This is a genomic window from Chryseobacterium sp. RLHN22, from assembly GCF_051011795.1.
Lineage (GTDB): Bacteria > Bacteroidota > Bacteroidia > Flavobacteriales > Weeksellaceae > Chryseobacterium > Chryseobacterium zhengzhouense.
The window spans coordinates 1-26,447 of record NZ_JBPCHW010000018.1 but is presented as its reverse complement, the minus strand read 5'-3'; the positions used below and the strand labels follow the sequence as shown (position 1 = coordinate 26,447).

At 36.4% G+C, this 26,447-nt stretch carries 16 protein-coding genes; 8 read left to right on the top strand and 8 right to left on the bottom strand.

All coding sequences use genetic code 11. The features are described from left to right. Positions 1–50: 50 nt before the first annotated feature. Both ACR1PN_RS16050 and ACR1PN_RS16045 read left to right on the top strand, forming a co-directional pair. Positions 51–1,250, top strand: a complete 1,200-nt coding sequence (locus tag ACR1PN_RS16050) for an MFS transporter (protein ID WP_433980847.1) — start codon at positions 51–53, stop codon at positions 1,248–1,250. A 264-nt stretch (positions 1,251–1,514) separates the two neighbouring features. After that, positions 1,515–3,110: a peptide chain release factor 3 gene (locus tag ACR1PN_RS16045; RefSeq protein WP_433980846.1), complete on the top strand. Its 1,596-nt coding sequence runs from the start codon at positions 1,515–1,517 to the stop codon at positions 3,108–3,110. A 77-nt stretch (positions 3,111–3,187) separates the two neighbouring features. Here ACR1PN_RS16045 and ACR1PN_RS16040 read toward each other — a convergent pair whose 3' ends face one another. After that, entirely contained in the window at positions 3,188–5,536 is a 2,349-nt protein-coding gene (locus ACR1PN_RS16040; RefSeq protein ID WP_433980845.1) for a reprolysin-like metallopeptidase, read from the bottom strand. Between the two features lie 16 nt (positions 5,537–5,552). Further along, entirely contained in the window at positions 5,553–5,942 is a 390-nt protein-coding gene (locus tag ACR1PN_RS16035) for a hypothetical protein (protein ID WP_433980844.1), read from the bottom strand. Positions 5,943–6,266: 324 nt separating this feature from the next. Between ACR1PN_RS16035 and ACR1PN_RS16030 the strand changes: the two genes are divergently transcribed. Next, the gene (locus ACR1PN_RS16030) at positions 6,267–7,190 is read left to right on the top strand and encodes a DUF4349 domain-containing protein (protein ID WP_433980843.1); all 924 of its coding nucleotides are present in this window, start codon (positions 6,267–6,269) and stop codon (positions 7,188–7,190) included. Between the two features lie 134 nt (positions 7,191–7,324). On the opposite strand, the gene ACR1PN_RS16025 is transcribed toward ACR1PN_RS16030, so the two are convergent. Together ACR1PN_RS16025 and ACR1PN_RS16020 are read right to left on the bottom strand one after the other, a co-directional pair. Further along, positions 7,325–7,690: a hypothetical protein gene (locus ACR1PN_RS16025; RefSeq protein WP_433980842.1), complete on the bottom strand. Its 366-nt coding sequence runs from the start codon at positions 7,688–7,690 to the stop codon at positions 7,325–7,327. Between the two features lie 22 nt (positions 7,691–7,712). Beyond that, a complete protein-coding gene (locus tag ACR1PN_RS16020) occupies positions 7,713–8,852 on the bottom strand; it encodes an acyl-CoA dehydrogenase (protein WP_378183740.1) in 1,140 nt (379 codons plus the stop codon). 227 nt (positions 8,853–9,079) lie between these two features. Between ACR1PN_RS16020 and ACR1PN_RS16015 the strand changes: the two genes are divergently transcribed. Next, complete coding sequence (locus ACR1PN_RS16015) at positions 9,080–10,858, top strand: AMP-dependent synthetase/ligase (RefSeq protein ID WP_378183737.1); 1,779 nt, start codon at positions 9,080–9,082, stop codon at positions 10,856–10,858. A 270-nt stretch (positions 10,859–11,128) separates the two neighbouring features. Here the strand turns inward: ACR1PN_RS16015 and ACR1PN_RS16010 are convergent, their stop codons facing one another. Continuing rightward, positions 11,129–11,905: a zinc ribbon domain-containing protein gene (locus tag ACR1PN_RS16010; protein WP_378183734.1), complete on the bottom strand. Its 777-nt coding sequence runs from the start codon at positions 11,903–11,905 to the stop codon at positions 11,129–11,131. Between the two features lie 2 nt (positions 11,906–11,907). Then, entirely contained in the window at positions 11,908–13,005 is a 1,098-nt protein-coding gene (locus ACR1PN_RS16005; protein ID WP_433980841.1) for a Nif3-like dinuclear metal center hexameric protein, read from the bottom strand. A gap of 58 nt (positions 13,006–13,063) precedes the next feature. Here ACR1PN_RS16005 and ACR1PN_RS16000 point away from each other — a divergent pair, with 58 nt between their 5' ends. Both ACR1PN_RS16000 and ACR1PN_RS15995 read left to right on the top strand, forming a co-directional pair. Then, positions 13,064–13,891, top strand: coding sequence for an ion transporter (locus ACR1PN_RS16000; RefSeq protein WP_433980840.1), 828 nt, complete (start codon positions 13,064–13,066; stop codon positions 13,889–13,891). Positions 13,892–13,933: 42 nt separating this feature from the next. Beyond that, complete coding sequence (locus ACR1PN_RS15995) at positions 13,934–14,095, top strand: hypothetical protein (protein ID WP_378183725.1); 162 nt, start codon at positions 13,934–13,936, stop codon at positions 14,093–14,095. A gap of 114 nt (positions 14,096–14,209) precedes the next feature. On the opposite strand, the gene ACR1PN_RS15990 is transcribed toward ACR1PN_RS15995, so the two are convergent. Both ACR1PN_RS15990 and dnaE read right to left on the bottom strand, forming a co-directional pair. After that, positions 14,210–17,809 (bottom strand): fibronectin type III domain-containing protein, encoded by a 3,600-nt coding sequence (locus ACR1PN_RS15990; protein WP_433980839.1) that lies wholly within the window; start codon positions 17,807–17,809, stop codon positions 14,210–14,212. Between the two features lie 323 nt (positions 17,810–18,132). Next, the gene (dnaE, locus tag ACR1PN_RS15985) at positions 18,133–22,815 is read right to left on the bottom strand and encodes a DNA polymerase III subunit alpha (RefSeq protein ID WP_433980838.1); all 4,683 of its coding nucleotides are present in this window, start codon (positions 22,813–22,815) and stop codon (positions 18,133–18,135) included. Between the two features lie 225 nt (positions 22,816–23,040). On the opposite strand from dnaE, the gene ACR1PN_RS15980 reads away from it, so the two are divergent. After that, positions 23,041–25,113: an alpha-ketoacid dehydrogenase subunit alpha/beta gene (locus tag ACR1PN_RS15980; RefSeq protein WP_433980837.1), complete on the top strand. Its 2,073-nt coding sequence runs from the start codon at positions 23,041–23,043 to the stop codon at positions 25,111–25,113. Between the two features lie 95 nt (positions 25,114–25,208). After that, positions 25,209–26,240 carry a bestrophin family protein gene (locus ACR1PN_RS15975; RefSeq protein ID WP_433980836.1) on the top strand — a complete coding sequence of 344 codons (1,032 nt, stop codon included), beginning with the start codon at positions 25,209–25,211 and terminating at the stop codon, positions 26,238–26,240. The last annotated feature ends 207 nt before the right edge of the window (positions 26,241–26,447 follow it).

Below are 26,447 nucleotides of genomic sequence, written 5' to 3'. Positions count from 1 at the left end.
CCAATCTCAACTGCTATCAAACTATCTTTGCAGCTTAATTTTTTCTTTCCATGGACAATTCCTTACACCGAAAAGAAAATGTGAATCTTCAACTTATTACTTATGTTTGTTTCACATTTGTCGGTTATTTCATTATTGGATTATCACTGTCAGTTCTTCCGATTTTCATTAATAAAAATTTAGGTTTTAGTTTACTTATTGCTGGATTGGTTATCAGCTTACAATATGTTTCCACATTTTTTCTGAGAGCATATTCCGGAAAAGTCATTGACGGAAAAGGTCCGAAACCTGCGGTTTTGTTCAGTATGATTAGTTTTTCATTAACTGGAATCTTTCTGATTATTGCTTATTATTTTAAACTTTCACCAATTATCAGTCTTTCCTTTCTGGTGATTACCCGTTTACTGACAGGCTGTGCGGAAGGAATGATTGGTGCAAGCCCTATCAACTGGGCAATTATGGCAGTTGGAGAAAAACATACAGCAAAAATTATTTCCTATAACGGAGTTGCCTGTTATGGAGCTTTAGCCATCGGAGCTTCATTGGGGGTTACCATCGAACATGAATTCAGTTTATATGGAATCGGGATTCTTTCGATTATTTTAGGAATTTTAGGATTTCTTTTTGCAAAAACCAAAGAAAATAAAACCAATGCAAATGCTCAGGAAACCCAGTCTTTCTGGAAAGTGTTGGGTAAAGTTGCTCCTTTCGGCGTTTGTCTGGCGCTGGGTGGAATTGGTTTTGCCAGCATTTCGGCATTTATCACTCTGTATTACAATCATTTTCATTGGAATAATGGTGCTTTGTGCCTTTCTGTTTTTGGTGGATTATTTGTTGCGGGAAGATTGGTTTTCAGTAATGTGATCAATAATTATGGCGGAATTAAAGTTGCCATTGCCTGTCTTTTAGTAGAAACTATCGGACTTTTAACTATTGCTTTTGCTACGAATGCACAAATTGCTTTAATTGGAGCAGGTGTTACCGGCTTAGGATTTTCATTAATATTTCCGGCTTTAGGTGTACTGGCTATAAAAAGTGTTTCACCATCCAGTCAAGGATCTGCATTGGCAGGTTATGGGCTTTTCATTGATATATCTTTAGGCGTTGCAGGACCTATTGTCGGAAGTGTTGCCGATTTTTTCGGAATGCAGTTTATCTTTCCATTCAGTGCAGCGATGGTTTTTATCGGATTGGGACTTGCATTTTTTCTTAAAAGAAGATCAAATTTGAAAAAGCCGGCTGAGGGATAATATGGAATGGATTTTTATTCCATGGGTCTCACCCACGGCTATGGATATTGAACCACTTCGTGGTTCTCAGCTCACACATTAAGCATTTGATTTTTAAAAACTTATATTTCTAAAATATGTATCATACATTAGACTAAATCTTATATGACTCATGGGCTAAAAAACTTTTGTGACTTTTGTGGTTAAATCTCATCCATTTGGCAATCAAAATTCAATTTTCAAAATCCGATAAAATTCCCGATTTTTGCAACTTCAAAATACGATATGTCAGACTTAATCAAAGAAATAGAAAAAAGAAAAACCTTCGGAATTATTTCTCACCCGGATGCCGGAAAAACCACCCTTACGGAAAAGTTGCTACTTTTCGGGGGTGCGATTCAGGAAGCGGGTGCGGTAAAATCCAATAAAATAAAAAAAGGAGCGACCTCCGATTTCATGGAAATTGAAAGACAGAGAGGAATCTCCGTGGCAACTTCCGTGTTGGCTTTTGAATACCGAGATCACAAAATCAATATTTTAGATACTCCGGGGCACAAAGATTTCGCAGAAGATACATACAGAACTTTAACTGCCGTAGATTCCGTAATCGTTGTCATCGACGTTGCAAAAGGGGTCGAGGAACAGACGGAAAAATTGGTTCAGGTTTGTAGAATGAGAAACATCCCGATGTTGGTTTTCATTAATAAACTTGACCGTGAAGGTAAAGATGCTTTCGATCTATTGGATGAAGTTGAGCAGAAATTAGGATTAACGGTTTGCCCGCTTTCTTTGCCAATTGGTATGGGTAGCGACTTCCAGGGGATTTATAATATATGGGAAAACAATATTCAGTTATTCTTAGAAGAGAAAAAACAGAAAGTTGGAGATTCTATTAAGTTCAATGATATTAATGACACTTCAATCGATGAAGTTATTGGCGAAAAAGCGGCAACTACCTTAAGAGAAGAGTTAGATTTAGTTCAGTCTGTTTACCCAGAATTTAATCGTGAAGATTATATGAAAGGTGATCTGCAGCCTGTCTTCTTTGGTTCAGCTTTAAATAATTTTGGAGTTCGTGAGTTATTGGATGCTTTCATCGACATCGCTCCAATGCCACAACCAAAAGAAAGTGATACGCGTTTGGTAAAACCTGAGGAAAGCACTTTCACAGGATTCGTTTTCAAGATCCACGCCAATATGGATCCGAAACACAGAGACAGATTGGCTTTTGTGAAAATTGTTTCGGGAACGTTTAAAAGAAATGAAAATTACTTATTGGTAAGAGAAGGCAAAAAAATGAAATTCTCTTCACCGAATGCATTCTTTGCCGATAAAAAAGAAGTGGTAGACGAAAGTTTCCCTGGAGATATCGTAGGTCTTCACGATACAGGAAGTTTTAGAATTGGCGATACGTTGACAGGCGGTGAAAAATTGAGCTTTAAAGGAATTCCGAGCTTCTCTCCTGAACATTTCAGATATATTAATAACAACGATCCGTTGAAGGCAAAACAACTGGCAAAAGGTATTGATCAGTTGATGGATGAAGGTGTTGCGCAGTTATTTACCCTTGAAATGAATGGCAGAAAAATCATTGGAACCGTAGGGGCGCTTCAGTATGAGGTAATCCAATACCGTTTGGAGCATGAATACGGTGCAAAATGTACATATGAACCACTTTCTATGCATAAAGCTTGCTGGGTTGAAGCCGATGAAAAATCGGATGAATTCAAGGAATTTGCAAGATTGAAGCAGAGATTTTTGGCGAGAGATAAATATAACCAATTAGTTTTCCTGGCTGATTCTTCCTTTACGATTCACATGACGCAGGAAAAATTCCCGAATGTGAAACTGCATTTTATCAGTGAGTTTCAGAATGCTTAATTGAAAATAAATTTGATTAGTCTAAAAAATAAAACCCGTTAAGTAAAAAACTTAACGGGTTTATTATTAATATTATCTTATTTTCTAAGCATCAATAATTTCTTAACAATTCGTTCTCCATTCAGCTCAACATCAATCATGTAAGCTTCTGTAGGTAAATGCGTCAAATCAATTTTTTCTAAATGCTCCGAGAAGAAAAGACGATTTCTCTTAGGAATTACAAGCTTACCGTCCATCGCATAAATTGTATATGAGAATGCATACGGAGCAAGCGGACTTAATCTAGGGAAATCTAATTTGATATAAACATAACCGTCATAAGAAGGAATAGGATAAATCATTAAACCCTGATAAGCAATAGAAGGTGAAGTTCCCGGTGTTCCTGGAGTTCCCGGCGTACCTGGAGTTCCAGGATTCGGAATTGGAGGCACTACAACAGCAGATGAATTAACTGTAAAATTCTGTGAATTTACATTTAAAAATACATTTTCTACAGCCTTCACCATGATTCTTGCGGTTGTACTATTTCCTAAACCACCAGGAACATTGAACGTATGACTTCCGTCATTCGGTGTACTGGCAACCAGAATATGTGGGAAAGTAACACCACCATCGGTTGACAACAAAATGCTTACATTCGGTGTACTTACAGGAGCTGCTGTTGTGTTGGCAACATCCCATGTTACGGTCTGAGATTGTCCTTCAGTCCAGACAGTTCCCGCAGTATTCTGAGAAGTTACCACAAAAGGACCTGCCGTATCAATAACCGTGAGCTTCACATCGTCACGTCCGGTTTGCCCCCCAAGCGAATTATTATCTCTAACCATAACAGAGAAATTTAAAGCTCTGGCAATGGAGGGAAGCTTCTCCCAAGCTTTTACATCCGCCGGATTCACAATCGCAGGATTATATCCGGAAACAATCGTTGAAAGTCTCGGAAAATATCTTGATGGTGAAGCTGTAGGCATTACGGATCTGAAAAGAGGTCCAACAGTATTTGTCGGTTGAGGCGGCATTGGTGCAACTCCGGCATCTATCTGTTCCCATGTATACGTTAAAGGGTCATTATTTGGGTCTGTAGCCGTTGCAGTCAATAAGAAAGGTGTACTCTTCGGAATATTTCTATCTAAACCAGCATTTACAACAGGTTCCCCGTTGGCTATTGATGTTTTAACCCCACAAGTAGATGTAGAACCCGACGTAAGTCTTGTATACATCTCATTGATACTTATCGAGTGGAAGTAGACGTCACTGTTTGACTGAACATTGGGCGGACAAATACCTGCATATCCCATAATCGAACTTGCACTACCCGGTTCAATGGTTGTAGGTACATTTCTGTTACAGTTATTATTCTGTGTATGCATTGCTCCAAACTGATGTCCCATTTCATGGGCGACATAATCTATTACGAAAGGATCTCCAACCGGAACTGCCGATCCTGTAACGCCACCTGCTTTACTACCTCCACAGATTGAAGGTGTTGCAGCCAGACCGTTATCGTTTCCTGCATTTGCCTGGAAGAATAAATGGCCGATGTCGTAATTGGCAGCACCGATGATGTTGTTCGTTACTGTAATATTTTCATTGAGCATTTGCCCTGCGTCTAAAGCATTGAAAGTATCTGTGCTGATGAAAAACAGCGCATCTGTATTGGCTATAAGCTGCAATCTTACCGCAATATCTCTTTCAAAAACCTGATTTAATCTGGTCACCGCTAAATTTACTGCCGCAAGTACAGCCGCTTTTTTCTGAGCATCCGTTCCGGAGCCTACACCTGCCTGTCCAGCAATATATGCTGTATATTCTGTGGTTGTAGTAATGGCAAGACGATACTTTCTGTTTAATCCGTCGATCACTGTTTTTTGATTGAGAGCAGATTCTTTCAGCTCGCTGTCCCCATTAAAAAGACATTCAAACTGGTTAAGAGAAGATGCTTTTTTTCGGTCGTAGATTTTATATACCTGATTATCTTTTGTATAAGAATCAATGTAATAAATTCCTTCGTTATTCGAGATCATTCCGTTAAACCCGAAATAAGGATCAATGGTAAATCTTATTGCAGAAGATTGATCACCTTTTTTGAATCCTATATAAGATCTGATTTCAGAATATTTGGTTTGAAGATCAGGATGCATCGTTGTCGATTCATAAACTTCATAAGTATCATAACTTCCTTCAAGATTAGGAAAATCGATCATTACACCTTTACGACTTGAGCTGTAATCTCTGTCGGCTACATTTTTTAGTTGGTTCTGAATATCCTGAATATTCAGTGTAAACAGAGAATAATCTGTAATCCTCACATTATTCTCACGAACTTCACTGTTGATTTTAGAATCATATTTTTTCCAGTGATTCTTCTGCGCAAAGCCTGCTGCAGAAAACAAAAGCAAAGTACCCAGAACGAGTAGTTTTTTCTTCATATATTTTTTTATTTTTTTAAATATTAACGGCTATGAGTTTTATACTTTTAGGAATATTCCCTTTTATTTTTAAAATCAGAATAGGATTTTTTTGTTTCTCGGCTAAATATTCATCATTAGAAACTTCTTTATAATAAACATTTAAGACAAAGTTATTTTCTTTTATTTCAGTAACTTCAATATCTCCAAAAGTCTGCTTTTTCATTATTGGTTTCAATACTAAAAGAAATTCATCATCCGAAATTGTAGGAATCGGTGCTGATCTGGAAAATTTTTTGTCATCCAGTTGCTTATAGAGCGCTAAAGTTTCATTAAAAGTTGTAATGATTGTTGACTCTTTTAATGACACTTCTCTGTTCAGCCTTCTCACTTCGGAAAACTCTACCGAATTATTTTTTTCAGTCATTGGAACCCTTTGATTTAAATCATTTTTTAAGCCCGCAGAGTTTGTGCAATTATTCCCTAAAGCAACAAACAAAAACGAGAAAACAATCAGACAAAGGAATTTCATATCAAACTCTTAAAAAGCAAAGTTAAATATTATTATATTTCCAAAGAAAAAAAACTTTTAACATTTTTTATAATTTATAAAAAGCTTTGTAAAATGCATTATTTTATTTTACAAAATACTCATTATCAATAAAATAAAATTTTACCAAAATCATACATTTCTTTTACAATCATTACAAAAAAATCAACTATAATTTTACTTCAACAAAAAAATAATCTTATGAAAAAGTTCATTTTATTAGTTGCAGTATCGGGTACTTTTATCATGTGTAAAAAAGGTGAAGCAGCAACAACACAATTAGAAAACGCCATAAGTACCACAGATAGTGCTGTTACAAACGTTCATGAAAAGATTAATTCAATCAATGATGAAGCAAATGCAGTTGTTGACTCTGCAAGTATCCGAATTAAAGACTTCGAAAAAACAAAAAGTGAAGCCGAACAGAAAATAGAAGCCACTTCCAAAAGTATTGACTCTTTATCTGATAAAATTGCCAATCTGAAACTTGAGTCTAAACCAGAAAAGAAAGATTCTGCTGAAAAGAAAATCGTGGTCCATGTTCCCGCTCCTAAAATAATCAAAGAAACCAAAATTGTTTATAAAGATAAACCACAGACAGAGAAAACGATTTCTAAAAACAAGATGATAAAAACAGGCGTTTTGGAATTAAATGTAAACGACGCAGAAACCGCTAAGGAAATTATCATAGAAGAAGTAAAAAAATATGACGGATTTATAAAAAGTGAAAACATCTCTCTAAATAACAACCAAAAGAAAATTGCTTACTTAAGAATAAAAGTTCCCATTCAGAAATTTGATTATCTTATGGATGACTTGAGCTACAATATCGGTGAAGTTGAAAATAAAGGAATTGATGTAAGCGGACAGGATTTTGTAAATAACACCATGTGTGACGTAGAAATTACACTTTACGGAACTTCAAAAAATGCTTTGATAAAAGATGAGCCTCAAACCTTTGGCGGAAAATCTCTCGCAGCAGTTTCTTCTGGCTGGAATGTGATTACTTCTATTTTTCTCTTTATTCTTCCGCTTTGGCCGCTTTTCGTCATCGCAGGAATTGGGTATTATTTTTACAAAAAGAAAGCAAATAATCGCGCCGGAAATCATTCTAACCGGGATTAAATGAATTTTTAAGTAAATTTTAAGTAAAGAAATGAGCAAGTAATTGATTTTTCTATTAATTTTATCACATCATAATATTATTAATATTTGTGGTTTGGTGAAGGTAAAAGGCTCTCGATCGAGAGCCTTTACTGTTATTTCATATTCACTACTTTGTCTACGACATATCTTGTATTTCCCCGCCATGGAAGAGCGCCTTTGTATTCTTTATAGTGCAAATCAAAAACTTTTCCGCTGTTGAGTTCCAATTGTTTGAAAACCTCAGGATCTGAAACCGAAAACTCAAACTCATAGCTTGTGATGGTTCCTGTTTTTCCTTTTCCAAAACCTTCCTGAATCAATTTACCTTCATACGTTTTAAAAACATATCCTTTTTTAATGGCGTAATTAAGGTAACCTGACTTCACACCCTCTCCAAAAACGAAGAAAAATTTATACCAGAAGAAAACTCCTAAAAGAAGTACAATCACTCCGCCGGTAATCCACAAAGATTTTTTCATAAGCAGTGTTTTAATTTTTAAATTATTTAGAAATACTTCTAGAAATCACAATTTTCTGGATTTCAGAAGTTCCTTCATAGATCTGAGTGATTTTCGCATCTCTCATTAATCTTTCTACGTGATATTCTTTCACATATCCGTATCCACCGTGGATTTGCACAGCTTCAATCGTAGTATCCATTGCTACCTGAGAAGCATATAATTTTGCCATTGCCCCACTTTCAGAGATGTCTTTTCCGGCATCTTTTTCACAAGCAGCCTTAAAACAAAGCATTCTTGCAGCCGTGATCTGAGTTGCCATATCTGCCAATTTGAAAGCAATCGCCTGATGATTGATGATCTCAGTTTTGAAAGCTTTTCTTGTTTTAGCATATTTCAAAGCCAATTCATAAGCTCCGGAAGCAATACCTAAAGCCTGAGAAGCAATACCGATTCTACCACCGTTCAAAACAGCCATTGCAAAATTAAATCCGAAACCGTCTTCCCCGATTCTGTTTTCCTTCGGTACTTTTACATTGTTGAAGATTAAAGAATGCGTATCACTTCCTCTGATTCCTAATTTATCTTCTTTTGTTCCGATTTCGAAACCTTCCCAACCTCTTTCTACGATGAAAGCGTTAATTCCTTTATGTTTTTTCTCCGGATCAGTCTGAGCAATTACGATATAATAAGTCGCTGTTCCTCCATTTGTTATCCAGTTTTTGATACCATTTAATAAATAATAATCTCCTTTATCTTCTGCAGTTGTTTTCTGAGAAGTTGCATCAGACCCTGCTTCAGGCTCAGACAAAGCAAAAGCTCCGATTACCTGCCCGCTTGCAAGAGGTGTAAGATATTTTACTTTTTGCTCTTCAGAAGCAAACTTTTCAAGACCTGCACAAACCAAAGAGTTGTTTACAGACATTACAACAGCCGCAGAAGCATCTATTTTTGCAATTTCCTCCATTGCCAGAACGTAAGAAACACTATCCATACCGGCACCGCCGTATTTAGGGTCAACCATCATTCCTAAAAGTCCCATTTCTCCCATTTTCTTCACTTGTTCTGCAGGGAATTTCTGATCACGGTCTCTTTCGATAACTTCAGGTAATAGTTCCGTTTGAGCAAAATCTCTCGCTGCCTGCTGAATCATCAGCTGTTCTTCTGATAAATTAAAGTCCATAAAATTTTCTATTATATGGTCGCTAATTTACACTTTTTGTAGAAATCTGAAAACAGAATTAATAATCTGAAATTAGGCTCATTAAATTATATTTATTAAAATGAGATTAAATTTAAATTATAAAACATATTATGGCATACATTTTATTAAATTTTAAATCATTAGTTCTAATTTTCGCAATTAAAAAAAATGCTTATATTTAAAATTCCAACTATATAATAAATACCATGTCTATAAAAAGATTATTCGATATACCTCATTATGCGCTGCAGCATCTTCCGAAAAGTGACATGTTTGTTACAAAATATCATGGGGAATGGAAAAAAACTTCTACGCAGGAGTTTATTAATCAAGGAAATAAAATTTCCAGAGGACTTTTAAAGCTTGGCATTAAACCGGGTGATAAGATTGCTCTGATTACAACAAATTCCCGAACAGAATGGGCTGTAATGGATCTAGGACTTTCACAGATTGGCGTTGTTTCGGTCCCGGTTTACCCGAGTATTTCTCCCGAAGACTACGAATTCATCTTTAATAATGCTGAAATTAAATACTGCTTTGTTTCCGATAAAGACCTGTTGAATAAAGTAATGAAGATTAAGCACAATGTTCCGAGCTTACAGGGAGTTTTCACGTTCGATAACATCAGCGGAGCAGCAAACTGGAAAGAAATCCTTGACTTAGGCGAAGACGATTCTACCCAGATTGAAGTGGAAGATCTATCTAAAGCCATTAATGCCGAAGATTTAGCGACTTTAATTTACACTTCCGGAACGACAGGAAAGCCCAAAGGTGTAATGCTTAGTCATGAAAATATTGTTTCTAATGTTTTAGGTTCGATTCCTAGAATCCCGAAGAAAAAAAGTTTAGATTATAAAGATACGCGTGTTTTAAGCTTCTTGCCGATTTGCCATATTTTTGAAAGAATGTTGTTTTATCTTTTCCAATACAATGGTTTTTCCATTTGGTTTGCAGAAAGCATTGAAAAAATGGGTGAAAACGTAAAAGAAGTAAAACCACATTACATGAGCGTTGTTCCTCGTCTTGTGGAAAAAGTGTATGATAAAATTTACGCAACCGGTTCTTCTGCAGGCGGAATTAAACAGAAAATTTTCTTCTGGGCACTGGATATCATTCAGAAAAAGAAAGAGGTTTCAAAACCCTCAGGTTTATTTGAAATTATTGCTGACAAGCTGGTTTTCAAAAAATGGAGAGAAGGTTTGGGCGGTGAAATCATCACGTTGGTTTCCGGATCTGCAGCCTTATCCACAAGATTAAATTTAATGTTTCAAAACGCAGGAATTCCTATTCTGGAAGGTTATGGTTTAACTGAAACATCACCGGTAATTTCAGTAAACTCTTTTGGAAAAATGAAAGTGGGTACTGTAGGACATCCTTTAGACAATTTAACGGTAAAGATCCAGGAAGACGGTGAAATTACCGTAAAAGGACCTTCTGTTTTTAAAGGCTATTTTAAAAACGAGGAGCAGACCAAAGAATCGTTCACAGAAGACGGATTTTTCAAAACAGGAGACATCGGTCACATCGACAGCGAAGGTTTTTTACAGATCACTGATCGTAAAAAAGAAATGTTTAAAACTTCAGGTGGAAAATACATTGCTCCGCAAACGATAGAAAATTTAGCCAAAGCTTCGAAATTCATCGAACAGATTATGGTTGTAGGTGATGGCGAAAAAATGCCTACTGCTTTGGTACAACCCGATTTTGAATTTGCTAAAAGCTGGGCAATGAGAAACAATCTTAGCATAGGAACAACGCCTGCAGAAATTGCAAAAAGCCCTGAGTTGAAAGCCAGAATCGAAAAAGAGATTGATGACATCAACGAACATTTAGGAAACTGGGAGAAAATCAAGAAAATTGAATTAACTCCTGAAGTTTGGGGAATTGAAGCCGGACTTCTAACGCCAACTTTAAAGCTGAAAAGAAAGGCTATTAAAGAGAAATTTATTGATTTGTATAATAAGATGTACGAACATCATGAATAATATGAAACCGCTTCTTTTGAGGCGGTTTTTTTGATCTAAACACTAATGACACGAATGTTTTTCACTAATAACACTAATTTTATTGAAAAAAGATTCTTCACTCCACCTCGTTCCGTTCTGAACGACAAGTAGGACATATAAATCATGCAATATATTACGAAAAGGATTTCAGTTATTAGTGAAAATATTTGTGCAATTCGTGTTTTTAAAGAAAAAGCTGTCTCAAAAAAATTGAAACAGCTTTAATATTTTTAAAATTGTAATTAAAAATTAGAATTTAATTACAGATTTCATTTTTTCGTTTTCTTCCATTACCAACTCATCGTCAACAAGTATTTTTCCTGAATGCTCATCAATAATAATTTTCTTTCTTTGAGCAATTTCCATTTGTTTTTGTGGCGGAATTGTGAAGAATGATCCTTTTGGAGCACCTCTTTCCAAACCTACAACTGCTAAACCAGTAGAAGAGCTCGTTCTGATTCTATTGTAAGATGCCAATAATCTTTCGTCGATTTTAGAAGCAAATTCTTTAGACTGCTCAATCAGATATTCTTCTTCTTTCTTAGTTTCAGAAATCAAACCTTCCAGCTCTTCTTTTTTGAATTTAAGATGGTTTTTAAGATCGTTGATCTTGTTGTTCAGCTCAGCAAGTGTTTCTTCTTTGTGAGCGATTTTAGCACCAAATTCTTTGATTCTTTTTTCAGAAAGCTGAATTTCAAGTTCCTGATACTCAATTTCTTTTCCTAAAGCTTCAAATTCTTTATTGTTTCTTACATTATCTTGCTGAGATTTGTATTTTTCAATAAGATTTTTAGCATGGTTGATCACTTCATTTTTAGTATTGATCTGATCGTTTTGTTCTTTAATATCTGCATGAAATTTTTCAGCTCTTGTTTCAAGACCTTCAATCTCGATTTCAAGATCTTCAACTTCGATTGGCAATTCTCCTCTTGTATTACGGATTTCGTCCAATCTTGAATCTATGATCTGCAAATCATATAAAGCTCTTAATTTTTCTTCAACTGAAATATCGTTGGTTTTTGCCATATCTAAAGGAAATAATTTACTGGGTTTGTTTTTTCACTAGATTTTAAGATTGCAAATGTACTAATTTTTTGTGACAAAATTTCAAATAATTGTTGCACAACCCATTGTTCTGATTCATAATGCCCTACATCACAAATCAGCATTTTAGATTCCGCCAGAAAATAATCGTGATATTTAAGGTCTCCCGTGATATAAGCATCACAATTTTTAGATAAAGCAGATTTTATTCCGCTCGCTCCTGAACCGCCCAAAACTCCTACTCTCTTGATTTTTCTGTTCGTAAAATCTGAGTGCTTGATAACTTCTATATTGAATTTACCTTTTATAAACTTCAAAAAATCTTTTTCATCCATTTCCTCATCAAATTCACCATACATCCCTAAACCTGAATATTGATTTTCATTATCTAAAGAATAAATCTGATGCGCCACTTCTTCATAAGGATGCGCTTTTTTCATCGCAGCAATAATCCGGTTTTGTTTATACGATTCAAAAATTACTGAAATCATACTTTCATCCGCATTTTCTCTTACATTTTGCTGCCCGGAAAAGGGATTCGAGCCCTCAATCGGCCTGAAAGTTCCGTTTCCTTCTATTTTAAAGCTGCATTCATCATAAAAGCCAATATTTCCGGCTCCGGCGGAAAAAAGAGCTTCTTTTAGCTGCTCAGAATAATCGTTAGGAACATAAACCGTAAGTTGCTTTAAATTATTTTTTTTAGGCTGCAATATTTTTAAATTTTTTAAACCCAACTGATTACATATTCCAGCATTTACGCCAAAATAATCATTATCAAAAGCTGTGTGAACGGCATAAATTGCTATTTTATTTTCGATGGCTTTTAAAACTGCTCTTTCAACATAGTTTTTACCCGTAATTGATTTTAAGCCTGAAAAAATAATCGGATGAAAACAAACGACAAGATTACAATTCCGGGAAACTGCTTCATTGATGACATTCTCCAGAGCATCATGGCAAAATAAAACTCCACTTACATTACGGTCAGGAACTCCGCATAAAAGTCCAACATTATCAAAATCTTCGGCTTGTGGAATAGCTATTTGATTCTCTATAATAGAAATTACTTCTTTTATTGTCATTTTATTCTGTAAGTTTGTCACGAAATTAATCATAATTTTACTCAAAACAAAAACACTCATGGAAAGAGAACACAATCTTGTTCCTGAAGATAAACTGTGGAAAAGATTTTTATACCGAATCATCTACCGGTCTGATACCAAACTAGGAAAACTGTTTGACGTCATCCTCCTATCACTTATTCTGATAAGCACTTTTATTATTATGATGGAAAGTGTACCGAAGCTTGATAAAAAATTTCATACATATTTTATTATTTCCGAATGGATTATTTCTATATTTTTTACAGCAGAGTACTGGTCTAGAATTGCTGTGGTTAAAAATAAGAGACAATATATCTTCAGCTTTTTCGGGATTATTGATTTTCTTGCATTAATTCCTTTTTATCTGAGCTTCTTTTTTCCGGTAACCAAGTATTTTTTAATCTTCAGAATGTTGAGAATGCTGAGAGTTTTCAGGGTTTTCAATCTTTTGGATTTCATGAACGACGGAACGGTTATCGTTCGTGCATTGAGAAACAGTTCAAGAAAGATTTATATTTTTTTATTATTTCTGATTATTTTCTCGGTCATCGTTGGATCATTAATGTTTATGGTAGAAGGAGGAAGGCCCGGTTTTGAAACCATTCCGCAATCTATTTACTGGGCTGTAGTCACAGTAACAACTGTTGGATACGGAGATGTTTCACCGATAACTCCGATGGGAAAATTTTTTGCGGTTGTATTAATGCTTGCAGGTTATTCCATTATTGCAGTTCCGACCGGAATCGTTACTGCTGAAATGAGAAACAAAAGACAAAACTTAGAACTTGTCTGTGACCGTTGCGGAAATGAAGATATTGACGATGATGCACGCTACTGCAAACAGTGTGGCAAGAAATTGGCTTAGTAGATTTATACAATTCATCTATTAACTCAAATCAACAAAATCATGGAACCACAAAAGAAAAACACCCCTAATAAGGCAATTGTAATTTTATTCTCTCTCATTATACTCACTGTAGTGGTTTATTTCATTCTTCAGATGATTCTCCCGGAATTATTTCAGAATATGCCGACAGGAGAAGTGCAGCCTGTGAAGCCAAACGAATAGTCTTAATTTTAAAAAATCAAAAGCTTTCTGCCAAAACACAGAAAGCTTTTTTATACCTAAATAAAAAGAGACTGATCTAGTGATCAGCCTCTTTAAAGAAATTCTTAAAATCAATTATTTTTTAATTGCTTTAATTGTTTGCTTAGAACCATCTTTCATATTTAAAATCACTAAATACATTCCTGAATTTAAATCTCTTAAATGAAGTGCAGATTCCGGTTTATCAAAAGTTTTAACCAATTTACCAGAGATATCTACTACTGAAATGGATTTCACATTTGAAATGTCTGAAATATTCAATACATCAGCAAATGGGTTTGGATAAGCTTGGATATTCTCTTTCGATGGAGATGCCACATTTGAAGTACCTAATGAACTTGCTAAATCGTACATCAAATCGTCGATCAACACACTGTAAGCTGGCGAGCCCGCATTCCTTAAAGCCAATGTTGTAACACCAGCCGGAACTCCCGTAATAGCTAAATAATAATCATCTATTACCGTATTACTTGTCGTCGTATAAGTTCCTAAAGTCACAAACGTTGAAGCATTAGCAGGGTCCGTCATGTAACCAACATCAATTTTACCACCAGCTGTATAATTAGCTCTGCCCTTAAATTTAATTGCATAATTACCAGTACTTAGATTAGTAATGCTTGGCAATTTAACGATAACAGGTTCAGTTGCGCTATTTCCATAAATGTATAAATTATTAGGCGCACTCATTACTGTACTTGCCTGAACATAAGCATTTGATGATGTACCTGTCACTAGCTTACTCCAGCAGTTTGGTAAAATATTCCCAGTACTAGATGTACTATCAAAATTCTCATTAAGACTGGTTATATCAACACATGAAGTGGTGAATGTTCCATTCGATGACCAGACACTTTTATCTGTAGTGCTACAAACTGATCTCACCCAGACATAGTACGTAGTGGCTGCCGCCAATCCAGATAAAGGTGTACTAACTGTAGCACTCGTACCAGAAATTGTAGTAGTTGCTGTAGGCGCTGTGTTCACAGTTGAGTAGTAATACTCATATCCGTTTGCAGGCGCTGTTGCAGGTGCTGTCCAAGATATTGTAGCGCCAGCCGCAGTGATATTAGAAGCTATAATAGCAGTTGGCTCAAGACAGGTTGGAGCAGTCTCAACTATAAAGTTATCAACGTAGAAATTATAATCAGGTGTATCACCAACAGTTCCATCAGAACCAAAGACTGCAAATTTAACCTGATTAGATGTAGATGCTATGTTATAAGTAAAGGTATTATTAGTATTACTTGGTGCGTTAGCAGCATTCCATGTTTGAATAATTGTCCATGTTACTCCATTATCAGTAGACATAAGAACATTTACAATATCGTCGGATCCCATTGCTGAAGTTCCTGTACCTGAATATGTTGTTATACCATAATTAAACTTCACCTGATAACCACCAGCTGTTAAATTAAATACAGGAGAAATTAGCCATCCTGCTCTATCAGTTGAATATAAGTTTATTCTTGCAGCACCTGTAGATGTATTATTTAAAAAGCCGTCTTCAACCCAATAGTTTGTTGTGCCCGTTCCAGGACCTGTAGAAGGTGTTCCTCCGTTAGCAAGCGTCCAGCAAGCTCCTGGGAAAGTAGAAAAATCATTTGTATAACTTGGCACATAGGTATTACAAGCAGTTGTGAATGTTGCCATAAGAGACCAAGCACTTTTGGTTGAAGTTGTACAAACAGATCTAACCCAAATATAATATGTTGTATTGGCTGCTAATCCAGACACAGGAGTACTTGTTGTAGTACTTGTGCCAGAAACTGCTGTTGTTGCAGTTGGAGCTGTATTAGTTGTTGAATAGTAATATTCATATCCGTTAGCAGGTACTGTCGCTGGAGCAGTCCAAGCTATAGTAGCACCACTAGAAGTGATATTTGATGCAACAATTGAAGTCGGTTCTACACATGACGGTATAACTTCTACATTAATATCATCAAGACGCACAGATCTATATGTACCACCTCCATTATGTCTAAAAGCTAAAAACTGATTTGTTCCAGATGGAATATTTACAGTATATTGCGTAAACGTTGTTGTTAAACTTATCGGACTCCCAATCGCAACAAATGTACTTGCATCCATAGGGTCAGATAGTGTACCTACCTCCATAGTATAACCTGCTCCTCCTCCATTTGCATAGAATCTCACTCTGTTATTACCATTCATTAAATTAGTTGTCGGAGGAGAAACCAACATTCCCCCACCAGTTGTAGCGGTATCTGTATAAATATAATAACCATTAGGCGCGGATGTATTATAGGTATAAACATAACCGTATCCTGCCCAACCGGAAGGCTCGAGATACTTCCAGCAGTTTGGAGCATTAGTATTAGTAGTACTTCCTACAGCAGTAGTATCAAAGTTTTCAAAATAAGGAGCATTAGTACTTGTACAATTTGTTGTAAAAGATGAAACAGCTGTCCAGACACTTCTATCAGTTCCAGCACAAGCCGATCTAACCCAAACATAATAGGTAGTGCCTGATAACAATCCATTTAAAGGAGCAGATGTTGTAGTAGAAGTTACTGAGTTTGTTGAATTCAAGACTGTTGAAGACGTTGGCGCAGTATTAGTAGTACTGTAATACACCTCGTATCCGTTAGACGGAGCAGAAAAAGGAGCCGTCCAATTAACTGTTGCTGTTGCTGTTGTAAGATTAGAAATGGTAACTCCTGAAGGAACTATACATGTAGGAGGAGTCCATGTGAATGTTTGCCCCGAAGCAGGGAAAATCAGATTATCTCTATGAACACTTGCAGAATTGGTTGTCCCAGCTGTTGTTGTAGCCCAAGTTCCTGTTGCAGAAGCTAATCTATTATTAAAGTCACTATTTGATGCACCCCGTAATCCAATCTGATTTGTTCTGGCAGTAGTGCTAACATTGAAATTCGGACCATAAACAATAGAAACAGTATTTGTTGACTCAGCCAATCTCAACTGAAAATTAAGATAATTACTTCCAGCTGAAGTTGTAGCATAATCATTATAACCAATCCACTCAATTACAAAAACTCTATTGGGAGCATTACCTTCAGTAGAGGTTAAAATTTTACCTGTTCCGTATCTAATAACTGCCGTAGCAGAACTTAAAGTAGCAGGTGCTGACATCGTAATTGTACCTGCAGTTTCGTCAAAAGCAGTTACCGTAGTACCTGTCGGAATCCCATTAGTCGTAGTGTTACCCAATACTTTCCCTACTTCAATTCCTTTAAAAGAAGCAACATTAGTTATTATATTTGAACCACTTGTTGTTACCCCAGAAGTAATGAAAGCTCCCCACAAATCTCTATTCATTACGCCTACAGCTCCAGAGTAGGCAGTAGATGATGAAATAACAGTCGAGCTTGTACTTGTTGTTGTTCCAAATATTACACCTCCATTAGAATTAACATAAACTGACGTGTAATTAATATTATTGAAATTAAAATCAAAAGGAATTGTAACAGCCCACCCCGAGGTATCATTCGTAGCTTCAGTTGTTGCTTCACTTCCTGCTACTAGAGCACCACTGGAGGCAATACTGTTAAAAGTTCCGGAGCTTTGCGTAAAAGTATAGAGATTTACCTGCGCATTGACGCTTTGTAAAGTCCCAAACATAGCGAAGGCCGCAAATCCCAAGCTTTTCAAACCATGACATAGATGCCGTGATTTTTTGTAAAGGTTTTTCATATTCAGATAATTAAAAATTAGATGGCTAAATTAACAAATATTAATATTGAAATCAAAAAAAATGTTAATTTTTTACAAATACACCAAAACCCAGCAAAAATAACTGAAAAAAAATCAAACAAACATTTAATTACCTTTTAAAATTCATAATAATAACATATTAAAAAACATACAAGATCAATCGGTTAAGTAAAAAACCAACCCCTTTATTTAACAATAAATTCTTATTCTTTTTTATCAGCTGAAAAATGAAGTTTCTTCAAAAAAACAATCGCAACCTAATTTTTAGATTGCGATTTTCTTTTTCAATTATTAAATAAATATTAGTTCAAATAAAATTCATATTTATTCAATAATTGTATCTCTTTAATCAAATCTCCATTCAAATTTACCGAATGCTTCATCGATTGCACTTCAAGATGTTCTGTATTCAAATCATCATCAACATTTTTGATATAAAATTTCAGTTTCTGATTTCCCTGATTTCGCTCTAATACTGATCTGAAAAAAGCAAGATCCTCCGGCCGGAAATCCATCACATCCATGACCAAAGAGATACTTTTCGCAAACCTTTCGAATGCTTCCTGAAGCTCTATTACATCATTTACATTCACAAATACCCTTCCGTCTTTTACCTGGGCAAATTTTATCTTTAAAATAACAAATCTCTGAACTTCAAGTTTTTCCTTCAGCTTCATATAATCCCGATCTCCTAATCTGAAAGAATATGATCCCGAGTAATCTTCCAACGTCAAAAAAGCAACCTTTTCACCACTTCGGAAACCATCTTTCACAACATATTCCGTGATTAAACCAGCAACAGTATATTCTTTTCCACCACCACCGTTTTCTCTTTCTTTCTGTAAGGTTTTCCAGTCTTTTTTCTTTTCTTCGAACAATTCTTCCTGCTTATTGGCAAAAGCCTGTTCTTTATAAGCATCAACCTCATCAAGATTCAAAAAACCAAAAACACCTTTTGGCTCTGCCTTTTTTATAACTTCTTCTATAATCTCCTCTTCTTCACCTGCCACAACATCATCAGAGACAATCTCTATTAAATCCGCAACTTCATCTACGGAATCTTTTTCCAAAATTGGAACTTCATCAACAATTATTTTGGCCTCATCATCTTTTTCAAGCACCGCTTTTTTAGATAAGCTCCCCTGCATGAACTGATACTGATATTTAAATTCATCCAGCGGATGCGCAGAAAGATAGAAACCGATGATTTCTTTTTCTTTATTAAGCTTATGCATATTCGGCCACTCCGGGCAAGGTGCCAATTTTGGCTGCTCGATCTGAACTTCTTCCGCAAAATCAGCAAAAAGCGAATGTTCCATTTCATTTTTACTTTCCTGAAAACTTTGTCCGTAACGGATCAGTCTTTCGAGGTTGGTTCTTCCCGCCATATCAATATCGAAATACTGACCTCTGTGAAAAGTATCCAGTTCATCGAAACCTCCTGCCAAAACCAAACTTTCCGCAACCCTCTTGTTCATTTGAGACGGCAAAATTCTTTCAAAGAAATCGTAAATATTTTTAAACCTTCCGTTTGCTGCTCTTTCCCTTGTAATTGCTTCGCTCGGCCCTTCACCAATACCTTTGATAGCACCCAGACCGAAGCGGATCTGTCCTTTCTCATTTACCGAGAATTTATATTGGGATTCATTCACATCCGGCCCCAAAACATCAACCCCCATACTTTTGCAATCCTCCATGAACATGGTAATCGCTTCCGTATTGTTAATGTTATTACTCATCACACTTGCCATATATTCTGCAGGATAGTTGGCTTTTAAAAATGCTGTCTGATAAGCAATCAAGGCATAACAGGTAGAGTGAGATTTGTTGAAAGCATATTCAGCAAAAGCTTTCCAGTCGTTCCAGATCTTTTCTAATCTTTCTTCATTCAGATTATTTTTTCGTCCGCCTTCAATGAATTTCGGGTACATTTTATTCAGAACGTCGATCTGCTTTTTACCCATTGCCTTTCTAAGCGTATCGGCCTCACCTTTTGTAAAGTTGGCCAGTTTCTGGGACAGCAACATTACCTGCTCCTGATAAACGGTAATTCCGTAGGTTTCCTTTAAATATTCCTCTGTTTCCGGTAAATCATAGACAATTTCCTCGATTCCGTGTTTTCTGTTGATAAAGTTTGGAATATACTTAATCGGACCAGGTCTGTACAATGCATTCATCGCAATAAGGTCGGCAAAAACTGTGGGCTTAAGCTCTCTCATATACTTTTGCATTCCCGGACTTTCGTACTGGAAAATACCGATCGTTCTTCCTTCTTTAAATAACTGATAGGTTTTAGTGTCTTCAAGACCTATTTCATCAGGATTGATATCTATTCCATGTCTCTCTTTAACCAGTTTTAAAGCATCTTTAATGATGGTTAAAGTTCTCAGACCCAAAAAGTCCATTTTCAAAAGTCCCGCACTTTCCGCCACCGAGTTATCAAACTGGGACACCAGAATGTCAGCATCCTTCGCGGCAATCGTCACCGGAACCAGGTTACTCACATCTTCAGGTGTAATAATCACCCCACAAGCGTGAATTCCGGTATTTCGGATGCAGCCCTCCATTTTTTTAGCACTTGCCAAAACGCTATGACGCGCATCATCAGGAGTACTGAGAACATATTTCATCTCATCGACAAGCATCTGTTCTTCGGGTTTCAGCTTATCATATTTAGATAAAGCTTTTGCAATATTCATCCCCGGACTTGGAGGAATCAGTTTGGCAATATTATTGGTATCAGGAATTGGAACATCCAGCACCCTTCCTGCATCTTTAATCGCAGATTTCCCACCCAGAACTGAGTACGTAATAATCTGCGCTACCTGCGTTTTACCATATTTTTCAACAACCCATTTGATAATTTTATCCCGGCCTTCATCATCAAAATCGATATCAATATCGGGCATGGAAACCCTTTCAGGATTCAGGAATCTCTCGAAAAGGAGATCGTATTTTATCGGATCAACATTGGTAATTCCGATACAATAAGCTACTGCCGATCCCGCTGCAGAACCACGACCCGGACCAACCCAAACGCCCATTTTACGGGCTTCATTACAGAAATCCTGTACAATCAAAAAGTAACCGGGATAACCTGTATTGGCAATAACTTCCAATTCAAAATCCAAACGTTCACGTACGTCGGCAGTTATGCCTTCTTCACCATATCTTTTTCTGGCACCTTCATATGTCAAATGTGTTAAATATGCCATCTCACCGCGTTTCCCACCGTCAACATCATCTTCTGCATGAATAAATTCCTGTGGAATATCAAATTTTGGAAGGAGAACGTCTCTTTTTAGAGTATAAGGTTTGAATTTTGCCGTAAATTCTTCATACGCCTCAAAAGCATCAGGATACGCCAGAAAAGTTTCTTTAATTTCATCTGCATTTTTGATATAATATTCTCCCGTCGCCAAGCCTCTTCTTTTTCCAAAACCTTTTCCGACCGGGGTTGTCAGTTTTTCACCGTCTTTGATACAGCTTACAATATCCTGAATATTGGAATCGTCTTTATTGGAATAAAACGTTTCGTTCTGTGCTAAGATTTTAACATTATATTTATCTGCAAAATGCAATAAAACATCATTCAAATGCTCTTCTTCAGGCAGTTTGTGATTCTGAATCTGAACATAAAAATCATCACCAAAAGTGTCTTTCCACCATTTGAAAAGTTCCTCTCCTTTCTGTTCACCAGTATTTAAAATCGCATCCGGAATATCTCCGTGAATTCCCGATGTCAAAGCGATTACTCCTTCTTTATATTCTGCAATCAGTTCCCTGCTTATCCTTGGAACCCCGAAATAGAATCCTTTCAGGAAACCTATACTTGAAAGTTTTGCTAAATTTTTATAGCCGTTAAAATCCTTCGCTAATAAAACGACCTGCGTTCTTCTGTCAGGATCGTCTTTGGTAAACTGTTTTTGCTCATAACGGTCTGAAATATAAAACTCACATCCAACAACAGGAATCAAAGGCTCTGAAACCGGCTCTTCTTCATTAAACTCTTCTCCTTTCTCTTCCGCTTCCTGTTTTTTAGATAAATATTCTTTATGTTTTTTTGCACGGTCACCATTCGTTCCTTCAACCGCAGAAACAAATTTAAAAGCCCCCATCATATTTCCCAGATCCACCATTCCGACGGCTGGAAAATTATCATCAGTCGCTTTTTTAATTAAATCATTAATGCTTGAAGTCGCCATCAGTGTGGAAAAAACACTGTGATTGTTGAAATTGAAATATTTACCTAAATCAATCTCATCAATACTTCCGAAATCCTGTTGTTTTTTCTTGTTGTTAAAATCAGCAACCTGCCTTCTGATAATAATATTGAAAGGCTTGATCGGATCTGGATACAATGTTTTGAAATACGCCAACTGATCTTCCGACGTTTTCAGAACCTCAGCAGGAATTACCCCGATTCTCATCATTTCGAAGAAAACCTGAGCCGTTGCATTTACGTCTGCCGCCGCGTTGTGTGCTTCATCGAACTTATGACCGTATAATTTTTCGTACAATTCTTCCAGTTTCGGAGGTTTGAATCTTCCTCCACGACCGCCTCCAAGCTGGCAAAAATCCGTACCCAAAATCATGGTATCGGCTCTTGGCTTTTCCTGAAGATTATCTTTTATATTTTTTCTGTAAAATTCGGCTCCGACAATGTTATAATCAAATTCAACGTTATGTCCGGAAACGACTCTTACTTTTTCTAAAACTTTAGAAAATTCGTTTAAAATCTCCTCAAGATCACGCCCTTCTTCGTTGGCAATTTTCGTAGTGATCCCGTGAATTCTTGCTGCGTTGAAAGGAATATCATACCCTTCAGGTTTTATAATATAATCCTGGTTTTCAATTAAAGTTCCGTCATCATCGTGCAACTGCCACGCAATCTGAACCATCCTTGGCCAGTTGTCTGAGTCTGAAAGCGGAGCGTTGAAATTCTTTGGTAAACCTGTGGTTTCTGTGTCAAAAACTAAATACATCTAAATTTTTTCTAGCTTTTAATTAAAAGAGAATGTAAAGTTACTTTAATTTTTTCTGTTTTAAAATTAGTTTTATAAATCTCTTCCAATCACATTATATATTTCGGATAAGTGTAAATTCTAATTTCATGTTAATTTTTAATTTAAAGGCTTTGAAAATCATCAAATTACTCAAAAACACTAACAGATGTTAGTATTTTGTTTTTTTGTTTATCTTTGTTTCCTATGGAAAATACACTTCACGAGAAAGTTTCACAGGATATTCTGCTCAAGGCTTATAACCACATGATGTTGGCGAAAGCCATGGCAGACATTTACGAAGAAAACAGGAATGTTACCAAATATGTTCACAGTACATCAAGAGGGCACGAAGCGATTCAGTTGGCAACTGCTTATCAGTTAAAAAAGGAAGACTGGGTTTCTCCTTATTACAGAGATGAGAGCATTCTTTTGGGAATTGGTTTCGAGCCGTATCAACTGATGTTGCAATTATTGGCAAAAGCTGATGATCCTTTTTCAGGAGGTAGATCTTACTACTCTCACCCATCGAGCAGAGATGAAGACAAACCCAAAATCATTCATCAAAGTTCAGCAACCGGAATGCAGACAATTCCGACTGCAGGAGTTGCACAAGGGATAAAATATATTCAGGATTTTAACTTACAACAATTTGAACATAATCCGGTTGTTGTTTGCAGCCTTGGAGACAATTCTGTAACGGAAGGTGAAGTGAGTGAAGCACTTCAGTTTTCAGCATTACATCAGCTTCCTATCATTTTCCTTGTTCAGGATAATGAATGGGGAATTTCCGTAACGAAAGATGAAGCAAGAACTTGTGACGCTTACGATTTCGTTGCAGGATTCACTGGTTTAAGCAGAATGAGAGTGGACGGAACAGATTTCGTAGAAAGTTTCGAAGTAATGAAAAAAGCGGTTGATTTTGTACGAACTGAAAGAAAACCTTTAGTAGTTTGTGCAAAAACGGTATTGATTGGTCACCATACTTCAGGTGTAAGAAGAGAATTCTACAGAGATGAAGAAGATTTAGCAAAACACAGAGCAAAAGATCCGGGAGAAATCCTTAGAAATCAATTGCTTGAATCTGGTGTTGATGAAGAATTACTAAAACAAATCACAAAAAAAGCCCGTCTTGAAGCCGAAGAAGCATTTGACAGAGCACAAAAAACAGCAGATCCGGATCCCGAAACGGTAATGAATCACATTTTCGCACCAACTCCGATTACAGAAGAAGTGGGAACACGTGAGCCTGAAGGCGGAGAAAAAATCGTCATGGTTGATGCTGCGATCCACGCGATTCAGGAACTGATGTGGAAGCATCCGGAAGCTTTATTGTACGGACAGGATGTTGGAGAAAGAATTGGTGGAGTTTTCCGTGAAACGGTGACTTTAGGGAAAAAGTTCGGAAGCAAAAGAGTTTTCAATACAGCCATTCAGGAAGCTTATATTATTGGCTCTACAACGGGAATGAGTGCGGTTGGCTTAAAACCGATTGTTGAAGTTCAGTTTGCAGATTATATTTATCCAGGAATCAATCAGTTGATTACGGAGATTTCAAAATCGAGTTATTTAAGTCAGGGTAAATTTCCTGTAAGCAATATCATCCGTGTTCCGATCGGAGCTTACGGAGGCGGTGGTCCTTATCACAGCGGAAGTGTAGAAAGTATTTTGGCTAATATTAAAGGAATCAAAATCGCTTATCCTAGTAATGCAGCCGATTTTAAAGGGTTATTAAAAGCAGCTTATTACGATCCGAATCCAATTATTATGTTGGAACATAAAGGTCTTTACTGGAGCAAAGTTCCGGGAACCGAAGAAGCAAAAACGATCGAACCGGCAGAAGATTACATCTTACCTTTCGGAAAAGGAAAAGTAATCATCGAAGCAGATAAAAACGACACCGAAAAAGGCAGAACTTTATTGGTTGTGACTTATGGAATGGGTGTTTATTGGGCTAAAGAAGCGGTGAAGAATTTTAACGGAAGAGTTGAGGTGATCGATTTAAGAACATTAATCCCTTTGGATGAGGAATTGGTTTTCGAAAGAGTAAAAGCCCATGGAAAGTGTATCGTTTTAACGGAAGAGCAGCTTAATAATTCATTTGCGGAAGCTTTTGCACACAGAATTTCTAAGAATTGCTTCAAATACCTTGATGCTCCGGTGGAAACGATGGGATCTTTGGATACTCCAGCTGTTCCGATCAACTTAGTTTTGGAAAAAGCAATGCTTCCCAACGCAGAAAAACTAAGTGCAAAAATCGAAGAAATGCTGAGATATTAATTCAGACAAAAAAATAAATTTAACCTCTAAAAATTTTTTAGAGGTTTTTTTGTACGCTTTTTGCTAACTTGGATTTAGAAAATTTACTTCTACAAATGATCACAACAAAATACGTTAATTATAAGCAGGTTCTTAATTTATCAGGATTTCACGTAATCCTGATTTCCATTTGGTGTACTTTAATTGCAGTGCTGTTCCACTTTTTTCATTGGGACTGGATGATCATTCCCTGGGTTCCTGTTGCACTTATCGGTACGGCTGAAGCTTTTTTGGTAGGTTTTAAAAATAATCAGGCTTACGACAGACTGTGGGAAGCAAGAAAAATTTGGGGTGGAATCGTAAATTCAAGCAGAATGTTAGGCTCTATGGTATATTCTTTTGATACTGCGAATGAAGATATTGGGAAATTTGATTTTGAAGACCGAAGAAAAAAGATTGTTTTCCGTCACATAGCATGGTTGTACCAGTTTCGTGATCAGCTTTTGATTCCTGCAGAATGGGAACACATAAAAGTAGAAGAAGAACATTTCAAAAATATTGATCATAAGCGTAACAGATTAATCAAAGCCGGATTCCCTGATTATGGAAGAACACCAATTTTCCTTAATAAATATCTGAGTGAAAAAGAAGTAGAACTACAGCCTCATTACAAGAATTTTGCGACTTATCTTATTGCACAGCAGTCAAAAGATGTGAATGAGCTGAAAAATATGAATGCCATTTCAGAGTTCAATCAGATACAGTTACAGGATTGCCTTAATGAATTTTATACTTTGCAGGGACAGGCGGAAAGAATCAAGAAATTTCCTTTGCCGAGACAGTTTGCAAGTACCGCTTTCGTTTTTAATGTCATTTTCATCATGCTGCTTCCTTTAGGTTTGGTAAGTGAATTTGCAAAATTAGGTGATTGGGGAATCTGGGCATCCATTCCGTTTTGTATTACGATTGGATGGATTTATATCATTATGGAACTGGTGGGAGATTATTCTGAAAATCCTTTTGAAGGTTTGATGTTTGATATTCCGATGCTTTCTATTTGTCGGGCGATTGAAATTGATCTTTTGCAAATGGCAGGAGAAACCGATTTACCGGATGCTATTACTTCTAAAAATGGGGTTTTGGTATAGTTTTACTTAAAAGTTATTTTTTAATTTAATTATTTACATAATTTTTATCGTTTAGGACTTTTTCTAAATTTTATTTGAATAACTGCGACCCTAGCCCCAATTGTAGTCTTGTCTGAGCTCATTTTATTTGTTTCGGGGGGGGGGGGGGGGGGGGGGGGGGAGAAAAAAAAAAAAAAAAAAGAGGGGAAAGAAAAAAAAAACACCAAA

Excerpts from the sequence above, each read along its gene's own strand:
- ACR1PN_RS16030 (WP_433980843.1), top strand. The coding sequence starts at position 6,267 with ATGAAAAAGTTCATTTTATTAGTTGCAGTATCGGGTACTTTTATCATG.
- ACR1PN_RS16010 (WP_378183734.1), bottom strand. The coding sequence starts at position 11,905 with ATGGCAAAAACCAACGATATTTCAGTTGAAGAAAAATTAAGAGCTTTA.
- dnaE (WP_433980838.1), bottom strand. The coding sequence starts at position 22,815 with ATGTATTTAGTTTTTGACACAGAAACCACAGGTTTACCAAAGAATTTC.
- ACR1PN_RS15995 (WP_378183725.1), top strand. The coding sequence starts at position 13,934 with ATGGAACCACAAAAGAAAAACACCCCTAATAAGGCAATTGTAATTTTA.
- ACR1PN_RS16000 (WP_433980840.1), top strand. The coding sequence starts at position 13,064 with ATGGAAAGAGAACACAATCTTGTTCCTGAAGATAAACTGTGGAAAAGA.
- ACR1PN_RS15980 (WP_433980837.1), top strand. The coding sequence starts at position 23,041 with ATGGAAAATACACTTCACGAGAAAGTTTCACAGGATATTCTGCTCAAG.
- ACR1PN_RS16040 (WP_433980845.1), bottom strand. The coding sequence starts at position 5,536 with ATGAAGAAAAAACTACTCGTTCTGGGTACTTTGCTTTTGTTTTCTGCA.
- ACR1PN_RS16005 (WP_433980841.1), bottom strand. The coding sequence starts at position 13,005 with ATGACAATAAAAGAAGTAATTTCTATTATAGAGAATCAAATAGCTATT.
- ACR1PN_RS16045 (WP_433980846.1), top strand. The coding sequence starts at position 1,515 with ATGTCAGACTTAATCAAAGAAATAGAAAAAAGAAAAACCTTCGGAATT.
- ACR1PN_RS16050 (WP_433980847.1), top strand. The coding sequence starts at position 51 with ATGGACAATTCCTTACACCGAAAAGAAAATGTGAATCTTCAACTTATT.
- ACR1PN_RS16015 (WP_378183737.1), top strand. The coding sequence starts at position 9,080 with ATGTCTATAAAAAGATTATTCGATATACCTCATTATGCGCTGCAGCAT.
- ACR1PN_RS16025 (WP_433980842.1), bottom strand. The coding sequence starts at position 7,690 with ATGAAAAAATCTTTGTGGATTACCGGCGGAGTGATTGTACTTCTTTTA.
- ACR1PN_RS16035 (WP_433980844.1), bottom strand. The coding sequence starts at position 5,942 with ATGACTGAAAAAAATAATTCGGTAGAGTTTTCCGAAGTGAGAAGGCTG.
- ACR1PN_RS15975 (WP_433980836.1), top strand. The coding sequence starts at position 25,209 with ATGATCACAACAAAATACGTTAATTATAAGCAGGTTCTTAATTTATCA.
- ACR1PN_RS16020 (WP_378183740.1), bottom strand. The coding sequence starts at position 8,852 with ATGGACTTTAATTTATCAGAAGAACAGCTGATGATTCAGCAGGCAGCG.
- ACR1PN_RS15990 (WP_433980839.1), bottom strand. The coding sequence starts at position 17,809 with ATGAAAAACCTTTACAAAAAATCACGGCATCTATGTCATGGTTTGAAA.